Annotated in this window: 15 protein-coding genes; 8 read left to right on the forward strand and 7 right to left on the reverse strand. The window is 64.1% G+C overall.

Going from position 1 to position 14,644, the window contains the following annotated elements:
* From CKY51_RS12730 to CKY51_RS22475, 5 genes are all read left to right on the forward strand, one after another.
* Positions 1–178, forward strand: a 178-nt coding sequence (locus tag CKY51_RS12730; RefSeq protein WP_152249319.1) for an energy transducer TonB family protein, incomplete at its 5' end; no start/stop codon positions are given.
* A gap of 85 nt (positions 179–263) precedes the next feature.
* Complete coding sequence (gene exbB, locus CKY51_RS12735) at positions 264–1,025, forward strand: TonB-system energizer ExbB (RefSeq protein WP_022972698.1); 762 nt, start codon at positions 264–266, stop codon at positions 1,023–1,025.
* 47 nt (positions 1,026–1,072) lie between these two features.
* Positions 1,073–1,495, forward strand: coding sequence for an ExbD/TolR family protein (locus CKY51_RS12740; protein WP_152249320.1), 423 nt, complete (start codon positions 1,073–1,075; stop codon positions 1,493–1,495).
* Positions 1,496–1,498: 3 nt separating this feature from the next.
* Positions 1,499–1,909, forward strand: a complete 411-nt coding sequence (locus CKY51_RS12745; protein WP_022972696.1) for an ExbD/TolR family protein — start codon at positions 1,499–1,501, stop codon at positions 1,907–1,909.
* A 603-nt stretch (positions 1,910–2,512) separates the two neighbouring features.
* On the forward strand, positions 2,513–2,656 hold the full coding sequence (locus tag CKY51_RS22475; protein WP_162141713.1) for a hypothetical protein: 144 nt from the start codon (positions 2,513–2,515) through the stop codon (positions 2,654–2,656).
* A 137-nt stretch (positions 2,657–2,793) separates the two neighbouring features.
* Here the strand turns inward: CKY51_RS22475 and CKY51_RS12750 are convergent, their stop codons facing one another.
* The 3 genes from CKY51_RS12750 to cls form a co-directional block, all read right to left on the reverse strand.
* A complete protein-coding gene (locus CKY51_RS12750) occupies positions 2,794–3,567 on the reverse strand; it encodes a pyridoxine 5'-phosphate synthase (protein WP_022972694.1) in 774 nt (257 codons plus the stop codon).
* A 3-nt stretch (positions 3,568–3,570) separates the two neighbouring features.
* A complete protein-coding gene (locus tag CKY51_RS12755; protein WP_022972693.1) occupies positions 3,571–3,840 on the reverse strand; it encodes a hypothetical protein in 270 nt (89 codons plus the stop codon).
* Between the two features lie 74 nt (positions 3,841–3,914).
* On the reverse strand, positions 3,915–5,375 hold the full coding sequence (gene cls / locus CKY51_RS12760; RefSeq protein ID WP_022972692.1) for a cardiolipin synthase: 1,461 nt from the start codon (positions 5,373–5,375) through the stop codon (positions 3,915–3,917).
* 383 nt (positions 5,376–5,758) lie between these two features.
* Between cls and CKY51_RS12765 the strand changes: the two genes are divergently transcribed.
* Together CKY51_RS12765 and CKY51_RS12770 are read left to right on the forward strand one after the other, a co-directional pair.
* Positions 5,759–6,478 carry a helix-turn-helix transcriptional regulator gene (locus tag CKY51_RS12765; RefSeq protein ID WP_152249321.1) on the forward strand — a complete coding sequence of 240 codons (720 nt, stop codon included), beginning with the start codon at positions 5,759–5,761 and terminating at the stop codon, positions 6,476–6,478.
* 49 nt (positions 6,479–6,527) lie between these two features.
* Complete coding sequence (locus tag CKY51_RS12770) at positions 6,528–6,905, forward strand: DUF1330 domain-containing protein (RefSeq protein ID WP_022972690.1); 378 nt, start codon at positions 6,528–6,530, stop codon at positions 6,903–6,905.
* 211 nt (positions 6,906–7,116) lie between these two features.
* On the opposite strand, the gene CKY51_RS12775 is transcribed toward CKY51_RS12770, so the two are convergent.
* From CKY51_RS12775 to galE, 4 genes are all read right to left on the reverse strand, one after another.
* Positions 7,117–8,247 (reverse strand): PA0069 family radical SAM protein, encoded by a 1,131-nt coding sequence (locus CKY51_RS12775; protein ID WP_022972689.1) that lies wholly within the window; start codon positions 8,245–8,247, stop codon positions 7,117–7,119.
* A gap of 247 nt (positions 8,248–8,494) precedes the next feature.
* Complete coding sequence (locus CKY51_RS12780) at positions 8,495–9,205, reverse strand: 2OG-Fe(II) oxygenase (protein WP_081641399.1); 711 nt, start codon at positions 9,203–9,205, stop codon at positions 8,495–8,497.
* Between the two features lie 62 nt (positions 9,206–9,267).
* Positions 9,268–11,391, reverse strand: coding sequence for a hypothetical protein (locus CKY51_RS12785; RefSeq protein WP_022972687.1), 2,124 nt, complete (start codon positions 11,389–11,391; stop codon positions 9,268–9,270).
* A gap of 339 nt (positions 11,392–11,730) precedes the next feature.
* On the reverse strand, positions 11,731–12,705 hold the full coding sequence (gene galE / locus CKY51_RS12790) for a UDP-glucose 4-epimerase GalE (protein WP_238319546.1): 975 nt from the start codon (positions 12,703–12,705) through the stop codon (positions 11,731–11,733).
* Between the two features lie 265 nt (positions 12,706–12,970).
* Here galE and CKY51_RS12795 point away from each other — a divergent pair, with 265 nt between their 5' ends.
* Positions 12,971–13,735: a class I SAM-dependent methyltransferase gene (locus CKY51_RS12795; protein ID WP_022972685.1), complete on the forward strand. Its 765-nt coding sequence runs from the start codon at positions 12,971–12,973 to the stop codon at positions 13,733–13,735.
* The last annotated feature ends 909 nt before the right edge of the window (positions 13,736–14,644 follow it).

Raw genomic sequence — 14,644 nt, forward strand, 5'->3', positions numbered from 1 at the left:
GGATGTGGACGCCAGCGGCAACGTGACCAACGTGTCGGTCGAAAAGTCCAGCCGCAACCGCGACCTTGACCGTGCTGCGATGGACGCGGCACGTAAGTGGAAGTTCAACCCTTCCGTCGTCAACGGACAGAAGGCAGCTGGACGCGTCCGAGTCCCGGTCAACTTTGCTCTGAACTGATCCCACGGGCCGGCCAGGGCCGGCCCAGGATCCTGTCTTCCTTTCGCTCCACCCTTCATCACCTCACACAACAAAGGTAAGCGTCATGCTGCAGGAACTTTTCATCGCCGCCGCTGCAGGGGGCTCCAATCCGTCGGCCGCCCTTTCGCAGATGGGCTTCGAGCACCTGATCACGGAAATGACCTCCAATCCGGGTGACTTCGCCGTCTCCTGGGTCGTTCTGATCACGCTGATCGGCATGTCGGCCCTGTCCTGGTACTGGACCGTCATCAACATCTTCCGCGCCACCCGCCTCAAGAGCGCGGCTGACCGCGTCACCACCGCATTCTGGGAAGCCCCGAATGCACAGGACGCCATCCGCGCCATGGAAGAGCAGCCGGCTTCCGAGCCGTTCTCCAAGATCGCGCTGGACGCTGCCCAGGCAGCTGCTCACCACCAGCGCGCCGAAGGCGGCACCGCCGGTCTGGGCGAGACCCTGAGCCGTTCGGAGTTCGTCGATCGCGCGCTGCGCCAGGCCGTGACCCGCGAAAGCACCAAGCTGCAGTCGGGCATGACCCTGCTGGCGACCGTCGGTGCAACCGCGCCGTTCGTTGGTCTGCTGGGTACCGTGTGGGGCATTTACGGCGCGCTGATCAAGATCGGTGCCACCGGCTCGGGCTCGATCGAAGTCGTCGCCGGCCCGGTGGGTGAAGCGCTGATCATGACCGCGATCGGTCTGTTCGTCGCGATCCCGGCAGTGTTCGCGTTCAACTTCTTCTCCAAGATCAACAGCTCCACGATCGCGAAGTTCGACACGTTCGCCCACGACCTGCACGACTTCTTTGCTACCGGCGCGCGCGTTCGCTAATCCGGTTGTCCAAGAACGACATCGCAACGATTTAGACGGAGCCCGTTATGGCCTTCAGTAGTGGTAACAGCGGCGGCCCGATGGCCGACATCAACGTCACGCCCTTGGTGGACGTGATGTTGGTGCTGCTGATCATCTTCATCATCACGGCACCGCTGATGTCCCATAAGGTCAAGGTGGACTTGCCCCAGGCGAACCTGAACAAGGAAGAAGACGCGACGAAGCGGTCCGATCCAATCACCCTGGCGGTGAAAGAAAACGGCGACCTCTTCTGGAACGATCAGCCGATCAGCAAGGAAGCACTGGAGTCGCGCCTTTCCACCGCCGCACAGCAGACCCCGCAGCCGCCACTCAATCTGCGTGGCGACCGCACGACCAAGATGCGTACGATCAACGAGGTCACCAAGATCGCGCAGGGTCAGGGCATGCTGGACATCGGCTTCGTTGCGACCAAAGAGAAGGGGCAGTAAGCCATGGCATTCAGTACCGGTGGAAACCGTGGGCCGATGGCCGACATCAACGTCACGCCCCTGGTGGACGTGATGTTGGTGCTGCTGATCATCTTCATCGTGACCGCGCCGATCATGACCTACCCGATCGCCGTGGATCTGCCGCAGCGGGTGCTCAACCCGCCACCGCAGACGACCGAACCGCCGCCGCCGATCGAGTTGCGCATCGACGCCACCAACCAGGTGTATTGGAACAATAGCCCGGTGGTGGTCTCGCAGCTGCAGCAGCGGATGGAGGAAGTCGTGCAGAGCGACCCGACCAATCAGCCGGAGCTGCGCATCGATGCCAACCAGGACGCGGAATACGAGGTGATGGCCAAAGTCCTGGCCGCGGCGAAGAACGCGCAGTTGAAGAAGATCGGTTTCGTGCAATAAGACTTCGCAAGACCGCAACACCACAGTCATGACGCGACTGCAAACGCCACCGGCAACGGTGGCGTTTTTTTATTGCCCGTATAGCGGCGTACCAGCGATGCCAGCGATACGCTCTCCACTCACAGAGCGCGAGCGGTTTTACCGGCCCGCATGTCCAACAGCGGCGCCAAACCCTGTGCCGCGTGCTGACCAGACCACGGCTGCCATCCGCGACCACACCCGCGGTGCTGCGGTGCCGTATGAGGGTGTCCTTTGTCCATCTCTACGTGCTCGCCGACCCTGCCCGCCCCTTGCTGCCACCAGCGGATGTTGATGGTGGGTCGGAACCCGCAGGATGTGGTCGTGATCGCGAGGCGACACAGCATCGGCGTGCACGTGAGTGGATCGACCTCCCAACGTGGGAGCTGCCAGGGTGATGCTCTTGCTGTCGTGGTTGAACATGGCATGGCGCGCGATCCATGGGATTCCCGTGGCACTGCCACGCCCTGACCGGCAACGGCCGATGCCTCTACACACGCCTGCACCAATTGGGGACGCCTGGGTGCCAACGGCCAGCTGTTCTGCAATGACAGTCCGCTCGCCCGCCAGGAGCTATCGTCACCCTTGCAGGGACAAAGGCGTCGCGCGGCCAGCACTGCATCTGCACTGCACTTGTATGTCAGCCCGTGGGCAGACCGCGCGCAGCTGAGCGAGTTGCTGTTGGCGGCCAAGGCCGCGCGGGTGGAGCGCATCGCCTTCGTGCAGTGATCTTGGGGTGCGCTGGGGATGCCGAGGCCCGCTCGCGTTCTGTCTGCGTGCGGGTCAGGCGACGACGTTGTCGTGTTCCAGATGCATCTCGGTGCGGCGTAGTGTGGCCGGAGCACCGGGGTGCCGACCACCAGGCATCAGGGCACCGGCCGACTGTTGCGCAGGATCTGCAGGTAGCCGTGCACGCTGGCTTCCAGCCCTTGATACAAGGCTTCGCCGATCAAGGCATGGCCGATCGACACTTCGAGCACGTTGGGAACGGCGGCGAGGAAATCGCCCAGATTGTCTTGCGAAAGATCGTGGCCGGCATTGACGCCGAGGCCGGCCGCGCTTGCGCGGCGAGCAGCGTCGGCAAACCGCTGCAGGGCGGACGCTGGATGCCCTTCGAGATGCGCTTGCGCGTACGGACCGGTGTACAACTCGATCCGGTCCGCGCCCAGCAGCGCCGCCTGCGCAAGATCGGGACTCTCGGCATCGACGAAGAGACTGACGCGGCTGCCCAACGCCTTGAACGCGGCGATCAGGGTGCCGAGCTGCGTGGTGTCCTGCGCAAAATCGAAGCCATGGTCGGAGGTCAGCTGGCCATCGCCATCGGGAACCAGGGTGACCTGCTCAGGACGGGTGTGGCGGCACAGCTCCAGCAATCCAGGATACCCCTCGCGCGGTGGTGCGAATGGATTGCCTTCGATGTTGAATTCCACTCCTCGCTCGCGGGTGAGTGCTCCCAGTGCCAGCACGTCCTCGGCGCGGATATGGCGTTGATCCGGCCGCGGATGCACGGTGATACCGTGCGCGCCGGCGGCGATGCAGGTCCGTGCTGCCCGCAGCACGTCCGGATCCCGACCACCGCGCGAATTGCGCAGCACGGCGATCTTGTTGACGTTGACGCTCAGCTGGGTGGTCGGGGCCATGCCTCAGACCTGCGGCTCGCCATCGCGATCGCCAGCGGCCGCAGCGGCCTTGCGGGCGTCGGCAACGGCGCGCAGCCGACGCAACTCGGCCGGATCGATCATGCTGGCGGTGTCGCGCTGGCGATCGTCCAGGCGCGCAGCCACCCAGCCGCGGGTCCACAGCAGCAACAGCACCAGCGCCGTCAGTAGCGCCACGATCAACAGCCACATGTGTGGCGTGCTGAACGCCAGCACCAATGCTCCCAGTGCCATGAGCAGAAACAGCCAATGCATGACGCGCTCCCCGATCTGTGGCCGCAGTGTAGCGCTGCGCCCGGCCGGGTTCCACGTGGGACGGCCCGGCCGGCCTACAACAACGGGGACAGCAGGCGGGCGAATGCTTCGGGCAGCCGTGATCGCCACAACGGACGATGGCGCAGGAAGCGCACCTCCTGTGCCTGCGCCATGTCCTCGCCGAGCAGGCCGGCCAATTCGGCCGCCAGTGCCTGGTCGCGGAACAGCATCGATAGCTCGAAGTTCAGGCGGAAACTGCGGCTGTCGAAGTTGGCGCTGCCGACGATGCAGACATCGTCGTCGGCCAGCAGTGCCTTGGTGTGCAGCATGCGCGGGCCGTACTCGTAGAGACGCACTCCGGCTTCGAGCAATTCATCGAAATAGGAGCGTGCCGCGTAGGTGACCAGGCGTGAATCGCTGAGCCGCGGCACCAGCACCCGCACGTCCAGCCCGCCGAGCGCGGCCGAGGTCAGCGCCATCCGGGCGGCCTCGCCGGGCACGAAGTACGGCGTGGCCAGCCACACCCGGTGCTTGGCTTCATGGATGGCGGCGACCATCAACCGATGAATGGCCTCCCACGACGAGTCCGGGCCTGAGACCAGCACCTGCGCATCGACCCGTCCCTGCGCCCGACTGGGCACATCGTCCGGCCACAACTGCTGGCCGTGAAAAGCCGCCCGCCCTTGTTTGGTGGCGTAGATCCAGTCTTCCAGGAAGACCAACTGCAGGCTGCGCACCACATGGCCCTGCACGCGCACGTGCAGGTCGCGAAATGCGTCGCTCCGGACCTGTTCGTTCTCTTCGTCGGTGACGTTGATGCCACCGGTAAAACCGATGCGTCCGTCGATCACCACCAGCTTGCGGTGGGTGCGCAGATTCAGCCATGGCCGCTTGAACGGCTTGAGCAGCTGGGTCGGATGGAACCACGCCGTCTCCACCCCCGCGGCCCGCAAGGTATGCAGCATGCGTCGGGTCATCGCCGAGGAGCCGATCGCATCCATCAGCAGCCGCACCTTGACCCCGGCGCGCGCGCGCTCCATCAAGGCCTGGCAGATCGCCGTCCCGCTGCGGTCCGGCTGGAAAATGTAGTACTCCAGATGGAGATGGTCGCGGGCGCTGGCGATGGCCTCGAGCAAGGCGGCATACGTGGCGGCGCCGTCGACCAACCACTGCACGTCGGTCGCGCTGCTGGGCGCCAGCCCGGTGGTGGATTGGGCGATCTTCGCCAGCTCGGTGCAGTCGGCATCCGGTGGGCAGACGCTGCTGTAGTGCTCCATTCCCGAGCGCGAGCGGCCACGCCGCAGCCGCTGCCGCTTCACCTTTTGCGGGCCCAGCCAGTAATAGATGAGCAGGCCCAGATATGGCAGCGCCGCCAACGACAGGACCCAGCTCAGCGTGGCCACCGGCTCGCGCTTCTGCAGGATGATCCAGCCGATGATCCACAGCAGGTACAGCACGTAGGCGGAGACCAGGAGGGCATTCAGGTGGGGAATGTCGGTCAGCCAATCCCACGCGCCCTGTGCGAGTGCGAGCATGCGCCGATTCTACGGCGCCCGAGGCGGGCTGCTCGCGTGTCTGTCGTGTTGTCTGATGTTCGCCGCTGCGAGCGTTCACGTGGCCGATGGTTGACCGCTCACCCCGAGCGGAGAGGCATGGCCAGTGCGATGTGGGCGACCGCCGGACCGTGGAGGCGGATGACTGGCGTCCCGGGGCGCGCATGGAGGTGGACCACGACATCTACCGACCTCACACCATCTTGGCGTCGACCTCATCAGGCTGCGCCATGCAGCAGCAGATAGCCGCCGTCGCCGCAGCGATTGCGATCGGCCATGCGTCCGATCGCGTGGACCTGGCAACGCACCGGCAAAGATAGGGTGACCGGCCACGGCGGAAGACGTTGCGCGCGCCAGAGGAATCGATGTCCAGAACAAGCCGCTTGTTTGAACTGCTGGGGATTCTGCGTTCGCACAGACGGCCAGTGTCGGCAGTGCAGCTGGCGCAGACGCTGGGCGTGTCACAACGCAGCGTCTACCGCGACATCGACACCTTGCGTGCGCTTGGCGCGCCGCTGGATGGGCAAGCGGGTATCGGTTATTGCCTGAAGGAAGGCTTCTTTCTTCCCGAGCTGGCGTTTTCGCCGGAGGAGCTGGATGCGGTCATGCTCGGCCTGGACTGGGTGAAACAGCGCGCCGATCCTGCCTTGGTCAAATGCAGTGAACGCGCACTGGCGAAGATTCTTTCGGCCAGACAGCAACTGCCCGCCCTGCATGATGCGTCAGCGGCGATTCTGACGGCTGCATCGACATCCGAGCTGAGCGATCAACCGCACACCGCGCTATTGCGCGATGCCATCCGTCGGCAACGCAAGCTGTCCATCGGCTACGTCGATGCGCAAGGCGTATTGTCCCATCGTGTCATCTGGCCCATCGCCTTGGTCTACTTCGACGATGTGCGCGTGCTGGCCGCCTGGTGCGAATGGCGGGCAGCGTTTCGCCATTTTCGCGTCGACCGGGTGCAGGTGGAGGCGATGCTGGAAGCGCGGTACCCGGAGTCGCGACAATCGCTGGTCAAGCGCTGGCGCCAACAGGACCGGGACTGGCGCGCACTACTGACAGTTTCTGACGTACCACAACGCTAACCTCTGCGAGAGGCCTCCACCCAGGAGGCATGATCACGGAGAAATATCAATGGTCGCATTTGTAGAGGCCGCACTCGACGCGTTCCTCAACGCCGATGATGATTCGGCGATTACCATGTTGAATCTGCTGCAATTCCGGCCCGAGGGAGGACGGCAGACATACCATGAGTACTTGCGGATGGCCGAGCCCATCCTGCGCCGATTCGGTGCGCGCATCGTCTTCAGCGGTGATGGCCTGCCGGTGCTGACAACGGGGCAAGCGCGACAGTGGGATGCAGTGACGCTGGTCCACTACCCGTCCCGCGCCGCCTTCAAGCACATGATCGCCGATCCCGAGTACCAACTGGCCTTCCAGGTCGGAAGTGCGGCGCTGGCCGATATCGCACTGCAACCCTTTATCGGGATTGCAGGCGTCGCTGACCGGTAGCGTTTCCTGATTGCCGAGTGGGTTGGAGCACGTCCGCGCCGGAGATCGAGACTGCAGAGGGCGCGTTTGCCAGGAAGCGCGCAGCTCTGCGCTCAACGGCTGCGCCGCATCGGCGAGGTGGCTGTGCGCCCGCTGGGCAAGGCGTGCAGCAGCCTTGCATGGACTGGTTGCCCGTGGCCAGGCGCATGCAAGATCGAACGCTAGCGCATGCTCAAAAAAGCGCCAGCTGCGGTGTATCCGGTCGCGGCGGACGGAACTGACTGCTATCGAGCCTTGGCATGCGCCCGAACCCAAGGTGCCGGTATGCCTTGGAGAATCGCTGCGAGATCAGCTGTGCAAAGGGCCCCTCTCCGACCATACGCTGACCGAAGCGACTGTCGTAGTCCTTACCGCCACGCATCTGCTGGATCAGGCTCATGACGTGTTTGGCCCGCTCCGGAAAATGCATCTGCAGCCACTCGCGCCAGAGCTGGCTCAGTTCATGCGGCAAGCGCAGCAAGACGTAGCCGGCAGAGCGTGCGCCGTGCTCCCGGGCCGCTTCCAGAATGTGCTCCAGCTCCCTGTCGTTGATCATCGGGATGACCGGCGCGACCAGCACGCCCACCGGAATCCCCGCTTCGTGCAGCGACCGCATGGCCCGCAATCGCGCATGCGGGGCGGCCGCACGTGGCTCCATCTTGGCGGCCAGCCGATTGTCGAGCGTCGTCACCGAGAAATACACCGACACCAGGTTGCGCTGCGCCATGTCGGCCAGCACATCGATGTCGCGTTCGATCAAGGCGGCTTTGGTGACGAAGCTGACCGGATGTCCAGCCTCCGCCAAGACTTCCAGGCATGCCCGGGAGATGCCCAGGCGTCGCTCCGCGGGCTGGTAGGCATCGGTGTTGATCCCCAGCGCAATGGGTGAACACGTGTAGGACGGCCGCGCCAGCTCTGCACGCAGCAGCGCCGCCGCGTTTGGCTTGGCAAAGATCCGGGTTTCGAAATCCAGGCCGGGCGACAGGTCCAAATAGGCATGTGATGGCCTGGCAAAGCAGTACACGCAACCATGCTCGCAGCCCCGGTAGGGATTGATCGACTGCGAAAAGCCAATGTCCGGCGACTGATTGCGGCTGATGATGCTGCGAGCGACCTCCTCCGCGACCACGGTCTTGGGGCGGACCACCGGTGCCTCGTCCGGGTCGGAGGCGTCCCAGCCGTCGTCGATCTCGATGGACGTGGTGACGGCAAAGCGACCAGGCACATACGACGCGGTGCCGCGCCCCTTGATGGCCGTTCGCGCGTTGCGGACGTCGCGCTCGGCGCCTTCGCTCGTGCTCGCTTGAGGGATGTCTGGCCGCATGTTGTTAGTATTAGTGCTAACAACCTGCGGCGCAAGGCAGGATCACCCTTGAGGGGAAGACGCGCGCGCGGCCAGTGCGTCACGTCCACGGGCAGTGCGTCGCCAGGCTGTTGCATGGACAGCGTTTGCAAGAAGGCCACAAGCCCCGGCGTGGCCGGTGATGCGGCCATGGTCGTTGTTGCTACAAGCCTTCACGTTCGATCGGTCCGCCGCTGCGAGCACGAGGCGCAACCGCATTCCAGCCCGCTTATCCGCCATACAACGCTTGCGCGGGCTGGAACAGAATCCAGCTGGTGGCGATGAACTTGTCACCGCCGATCGGGCGGTTGCCGCGGTGCGTATGGGTGAACGCCGTCGGCGCGATCAGCAGGCTGCCGGTGCGCGGGCGTGCCTTGCGGCGCTGGAACAGGAACTCGGTTTCGCCTTCGGCGAACTCCTCGTTGAGATACAGCGTCCACAACAGATGGCGGTGCAAGGTCTCGGCGCTGGCGTCGCGCGGATACAGCTCGCAATGCCAATACGGATAACCTCCCTGATCGGCGGCGTACCACTGCAGGTTGATGGCGCCAGGGCGCAGGCAGGTTCGTGCCAGGTCGCCCAGTGCTTGCTCGCTCATCTGCGTCACCTCGTCGGCCAACAATCGATGCGGCTGGCCATCGGCGGTGGTGACCTGCAGCATCAGCGGCGAGATCAGAGCCTGTGGATAGACGCGCAGATAGCGCAACAGGCCGCTGAAGACGGCCTGTTGCAGCCGCTGTTCGACAGCCGCCCAGTCGGGTAGACCGCTGATGCGCAGATCCTGACTCTGTTTGAGTTCGGGGTATAGCCCGCCGCCGACGCGGCCCGGCTGCACCTGGGTGCTCTCGCGCAGACGTTGCACGATGGCGGCGCACTCGTCCGCCGAAAGGACCTGGTCGGTGATCTGAATGAAGTCGGGCTCGTCCATGCGCCCTACCATAGCAACGCAGGTGTCGGCCTGCAGCAGATTGCGCGCACCGCAGATGTCGGGGCGCGCCGCTCCTACGAGCCGGTCGGACGGGGGGAGCAGTCCTGCTGCTGCACCTGCTGGCTCCACCACCAGGCGATCACCGGCGCCAAGCTCCACAGCACCGCGAAGGGGATGGCGCTGCTCAATGCCGCGGGATGGAGGGCTGCGACCAGCGCCACCGTCAGCGCGGCAAACGTCGGCGAGGTCCACATCCATCTGACATAGTGCAGCAAGCCATGCCCTTGGCCCTGGAACGCAATGATGGATGCGGTCCATTCCAAGCGGCGGCGATGCGAGACCCACATCCTGAAGCTGGCACGCGCGGCGGCATCCAGCGAAGTCCTGGCGTTTTCCACGCCAAAGATGAAGGCGGCAGACCGCATCCCGAGGGACGCCGATACCCCTTGCAAGGTCGTTCTGTCCGCCTCGGACAGCAGACTGCGCGCGATTCCGACGACCAGCCGGAGCAGCGAGGGCAGCCAGGCGATCGCCAATAGATTGAGTGTCCACCAACCCGGGACCGGCGATGTCAGCCAGCCGACGACGAAGCACATCAGCGACGCCGGCGAGAAGAGCATGCGGAGCAGGTTGTGGAAGATCTTCCACCGGCCAAACCATGGCAGCGGATTGTCGACCCACGCGCCGGATGCATTGCGTATCCAGGGCGACAGCCACGGCAGCAACTGCCAGTCGCCGCGAAACCAGCGATGCGTGCGTCGAATCGTCGCATCGAGCGTGGGCGTGAACGTCTCGCGCAAGACGATATCGGTGACCACCGCGGAGCGGACGATGCCACCCTCGAGGACGTCGTGACTGAGGACGGTGTTCTCGGCGATCAGCCCCTGGGTCAGGCGATGAAACGCTGCGACATCGTACATGCCCTTGCCGCAATAGACGGCTTGGCCGAACAGATCCTGATCGACATCGACCACCGGCTGTTCGGAGCGCTCTGCCTCGCTGGACTCGAGCTCCAGCGTTGAGTGCAACAAGTTCTCCAGACGGCTGGGTGCGGCGTCGCTAGGCAACGCGATCATGCCGCGTGGTTGCACGATGGTGAAGCCGGCCTCGATCCGCCGGCCATCGGCACTGAGTACTGCACGATTGAGCGGATGGCTGAGCACGGCGGCCAGCTCGCAGACCGCACCTTTGGTCAATTCGGCATCGTCGTCGTCCAGCGTGAGCACATAGCGTGCGCCCGCCGCCCTGTCGAGATCGCCGTGCAGCGTTTGAAACGGCGAGGCCGCGCCGACCAGATAGGCATTCAATTCCTCCAGCTTGCCGCGTTTGCGCTCCCAGCCCATCCATCGGTCTTCGCCCGGGTTCCAGCGGCGTGGCCGATGAAACAGCATGAATCCACCGCCGTGCTGCTGATTGAGCAGCGAGATGCGAGCGCATGCTTCGTCCAGCAAGCCGGCGTCGTCCTCGACCTGCGGTGTCGCCGCATCGGTGAAATCCGACAGCAGCGCATAGCCGACATTGGCGCCGCGATTGTTGCGATACAGACGCTGCAGCGACTGCGCGAGTGCGTCGATCCCCTCGCGCGAGGTCAGCAGGCAGGGGATGACGACCAGCGTCTTCGCTGAGGGCGGTAAGCCAGCACGGAAATCCATGCGTGGCATCCACCGCGGCTGCAACCGTTGCAGCGCGAGCATATTGAACCAACCCGGCACGATGTAGCCAGCGTAGACGGTGACCGCGATCGCGAGCAGCAGCTGGCCGGGCCAGGGCAGAGCGATCTTGAACGCCCACACCGACAACACCCCATAGCCGGCGCTCAATAATAACGCGAGCAGGCAATACATCACCAATAGCGCGCGCGGCGAGCCTGTCTGGATCAGTTCCTGCATGTTCAAACGCGTCTTCAGTGCGGCAGCCAGCGACGCCACGCCGCGATCGCTCAGAAGATAGCCAACATGGGCGCGGCGATCGGCCGTGCCATGGCGCTCGCCCGCTTGCCGGGCGAGCACGAGCACACAGTGTGCGACCTGCGTTGGGGATTGCCCGGATCGCTGTGCCCAGGACACAACCCGTGCCCGGTAGTCGTCGCGGGAGCGCGGGTCCATGTCGGCATAGGCACCCATCGGATCCTGCCGCAGCAGCGCATCGACCGCATCCTCACCCGCGACACTGCTCTCGCTACCCACGTTCGAATCCATGCCGAGCTCTCCGCTGATGTCCGCTAACTACGCAAAGACGATGGCGGAAGTGTCGCGAGGCGACGCATGTCCACTGCACCCGATCATTGGCCGTATGCCACCTAGCGTCAACCAACAGGACGCGGTCATGGCGCTCGGTAAGAAGCGCCCCACCCTGTCCATCGATCAAACTGTGACGCCGATGCCACGCAAGGCCTGCTCTTGAAGCACTGCTGGCTGATCGAACTGCAGTCAGCCGTGTTCTTATCCCCTGCCCTGGCAATGCGGCTGCGGCCCTCGGCCTGCCAATGGCGCCTGGCGCCGCGCCCGCGAGAGCGGCACATACGCCAGCGTGGACCGTCAAACCGGAGCGGCTCGCGGCAACTGCCGCTCCCATGCCAACGCATTGGAGACGATGAGATCCAGATCGTCATGGTGCGGCGACCACCCGAGCACGGACCGGATCCTGCTGGCATCGGCGATCAGGAACGGCGTATCACCAACGCGGCGTTGCCGCTCGCGCACCGTCAGTGGACGACCGTTAGCCCGTTCGACCGCGCTCAGGACCTGCCTGACCGACGCGCCGTGTCCATAGCCGCAATTCAGTACGATCGAGGCCTCACCCGCGCGCAGATAATCCAGCGCGGCGGCGTGCGCACGGGCCAGATCCTGGACGTGGATGTAGTCACGCACGCCGGTTCCGTCCGGCGTGGAGAAATCGGTGCCATAGATTTCGACGTAATCCCGCTTACCGTCGGCGACCTCGCACGCGATCTTGATCAACAACGTGGCGTCACGTGTGGATTGACCAATGCGTCCTTGCACATCGGCGCCTGCGACATTGAAGTATCGCAACGTCACATGACGCAGTTGCTGCGCGGCGGCCAGGTCCCGCAACATCCATTCGCTCATCAGCTTGGACGTGCCATAGGGATTGATGGGCGCTGGAGGCGTGTCCTCGCTCGCGATTCCCGACGCCGGCATGCCGTAGACCGCCGCTGAGGACGAAAAGACGAAGTGACCAACATTTGCGGCGACGCAGCAGCCCAATAGCGCGCACGTGACCGCGGTATTGTGGGTGTAATAACGCAGCGGATCTCTGATCGACTCCGGCACGACGGTGCGCGCTGCGAAATGCATCACCGCATCGATGCGGTGCTGATGCAGCAGCCGCGAAACCAACGCTCGGTCGCCGACGTCGCCAACCACGAGTTCGGCGCCGATGACGGCATCGGCAAACCCCGTGCTCAGATCATCCAGCACCACGACGGTTTCGCCGCGTTCGATCAGATGCAGCACGACGTGGCTGCCGACATAACCTGCACCGCCGGTCACCAGAATCGCGCCACTTGCCGTCCTGCAAGGTCTCATTCCGAACCTCTGTCCTTAAGTATCGGGGCGCGTCGCATATACGCTCACGGGCGGCCGCGGCAGGCATCTGCGCGCGTCACGATAGCCAACAGCAACACCCGCGTGCAAGAGGCGGCTGGCGCCCCCCAGCATCGCTGCGCAACGATAGGTTAACGCCGGCAACGCTCGCTTTCGGCCACTGATCTCACCTAGTATCGGCTCCATCGACGAATCGCCCGGACGCGCACAGATGTTCGATTTCGATCGCTACATGGAAGAGCAGTACGTCAGCGTTCCCGGCATGTCCTCGGCCTTCTCGGCCAGGATCTGCACCGACTTGTTGCGTGGCCAGGCCGGCAGCCATTGGGGCGGCCACGTGGCCGAAATCGGTGCATTCGAGGGCCGTTTCCTGATCGCGCTGCTGTCGGCACTGCAGGCGGGCGAGCGCGCGGTGGCCATCGACCGCTACGATTGGCCGGATATCCACGTCAACGTCAGGCTCGACCAACGGCTGCGGCTGTTTGGCCTCAGAGATCGCGTGGACATCGTCTGTGGAGACAGCCGGACGATGACGCCGGAGATGATCGCTCCGAACCAGGCGCAGGCAGGCTTCCGGTTCTTCCATGTCGACGGCGACCATCAGCGGGCATCGCTGGTGCAGGACATGCAGCTGGCCTTCGCCTGCATGCTGCCCTACGGCGTCGTCTGCCTGGACGACATGCTCAGCCCCGCCTATCCGGAGCTGATGCTGGGAGTTGCCGAGTCGCTGGAGGCGCATCCGGACTGGCGGGTGTTCTGCATCATCGATCGAGAAGACATCGCCGCATCTGCGAAGTTTTTGCTGTGTCGGCACGATTATGCGGACCACTACAGTGCGCTGCTGAGCCAGCGCTTTGCTGGTCATGTATGGAAAATGCAGGCGCAGTTTGCCACTCACCAGGCTGTGGTATTGGCGCCAGCGCCGCGCCTGCAACGATTCAACCTGGGAGGAACCGTCGACACCCTGCAGTCCTGAGGCGCGGTGTGCGCCCCGTTTGTGGTCGATGCATTGTGTGCTTTGGGTTGACGCGAACGCGATGGCATCTCGTCAGCGCGACGCACGCGGGCTTAGATGCGGACGGGACCGACGGCCTGCTCCAGTGTGGTGCACTCACATTCACACCCACAAACATGCTGCGCTGCGATAGAAACGGTGCAAACAGCATCATGCGGCGAGCGCGTTTCGCATTCAGCTGCGCATTCGCATAAGCGTTCAGGGTCAATCTACTGCAGCGTGTCCACATGTGTGCGGTTGCGTGTCAACCCGGCAATATCGTTAAGACGCAGCATCGCCAGTGCGCGTTGCGACGCTGACAAAGTAGCCACCATCTAACGTTGCGCGTTGTAACGCGCCTGTATCAGGACCAGCCTGGTTACACATCGATCAAAGCGCAGGTCGACCGCAGTGCCACTATGCTGCAACGTGATAGATACCGAGTCGCTCTCGACTAGCTTGACGAACACGGATTGATCGTAAGAGGATGCTGCCCACCAGCGCTGTCGACGTACCATCAGATGCGCAGCGGTGCCCCAACGTGGAGTGCAGGATGCCTGACAAACGTTGCATGGATCTGGAATCGGTCGAACGTGGAGGGTGTGCGTCGGCGACAACTGCCGCGCCGCGCGCCTGTCATTTTTCCCACGCAGCAAGCACATCCCACGGTGGGCCGGACAAGCGGCTGTCGCGCCGCGGGGCGATGCAGCACGCGTGTGTTCGGCTCGGGCAGGCCACTGTGAGCGGCGACGTGGCATTGCAGGACTCCACGTTTTTCTTGAAGCGGCCGCGGCTTCGTATCGTGCACTAGCCGCACTCGCACTGCCGCTGCCGCTGCCGCGCAAGCGTACTGTGCACACGTAAGTTCCTGCGACATAGGAGTTCTCAAGG

This window comes from Xanthomonas maliensis, assembly GCF_009192945.1.
Lineage (GTDB): Bacteria > Pseudomonadota > Gammaproteobacteria > Xanthomonadales > Xanthomonadaceae > Xanthomonas > Xanthomonas maliensis.

What these genes read in the sequence shown, in the direction of transcription:
- CKY51_RS12795 (WP_022972685.1), top strand. Translation starts at nt 12,971, where the DNA reads ATGTTCGATTTCGATCGCTACATGGAAGAGCAGTACGTCAGCGTTCCC.
- exbB (WP_022972698.1), top strand. Translation starts at nt 264, where the DNA reads ATGCTGCAGGAACTTTTCATCGCCGCCGCTGCAGGGGGCTCCAATCCG.
- CKY51_RS12750 (WP_022972694.1), bottom strand. Translation starts at nt 3,567, where the DNA reads ATGGCCCCGACCACCCAGCTGAGCGTCAACGTCAACAAGATCGCCGTG.
- CKY51_RS12770 (WP_022972690.1), top strand. Translation starts at nt 6,528, where the DNA reads ATGGTCGCATTTGTAGAGGCCGCACTCGACGCGTTCCTCAACGCCGAT.
- CKY51_RS12745 (WP_022972696.1), top strand. Translation starts at nt 1,499, where the DNA reads ATGGCATTCAGTACCGGTGGAAACCGTGGGCCGATGGCCGACATCAAC.
- CKY51_RS12765 (WP_152249321.1), top strand. Translation starts at nt 5,759, where the DNA reads ATGTCCAGAACAAGCCGCTTGTTTGAACTGCTGGGGATTCTGCGTTCG.
- CKY51_RS12780 (WP_081641399.1), bottom strand. Translation starts at nt 9,205, where the DNA reads ATGGTAGGGCGCATGGACGAGCCCGACTTCATTCAGATCACCGACCAG.
- CKY51_RS12775 (WP_022972689.1), bottom strand. Translation starts at nt 8,247, where the DNA reads ATGCGGCCAGACATCCCTCAAGCGAGCACGAGCGAAGGCGCCGAGCGC.
- cls (WP_022972692.1), bottom strand. Translation starts at nt 5,375, where the DNA reads ATGCTCGCACTCGCACAGGGCGCGTGGGATTGGCTGACCGACATTCCC.
- CKY51_RS12755 (WP_022972693.1), bottom strand. Translation starts at nt 3,840, where the DNA reads ATGCATTGGCTGTTTCTGCTCATGGCACTGGGAGCATTGGTGCTGGCG.
- CKY51_RS12740 (WP_152249320.1), top strand. Translation starts at nt 1,073, where the DNA reads ATGGCCTTCAGTAGTGGTAACAGCGGCGGCCCGATGGCCGACATCAAC.
- CKY51_RS12785 (WP_022972687.1), bottom strand. Translation starts at nt 11,391, where the DNA reads ATGGATTCGAACGTGGGTAGCGAGAGCAGTGTCGCGGGTGAGGATGCG.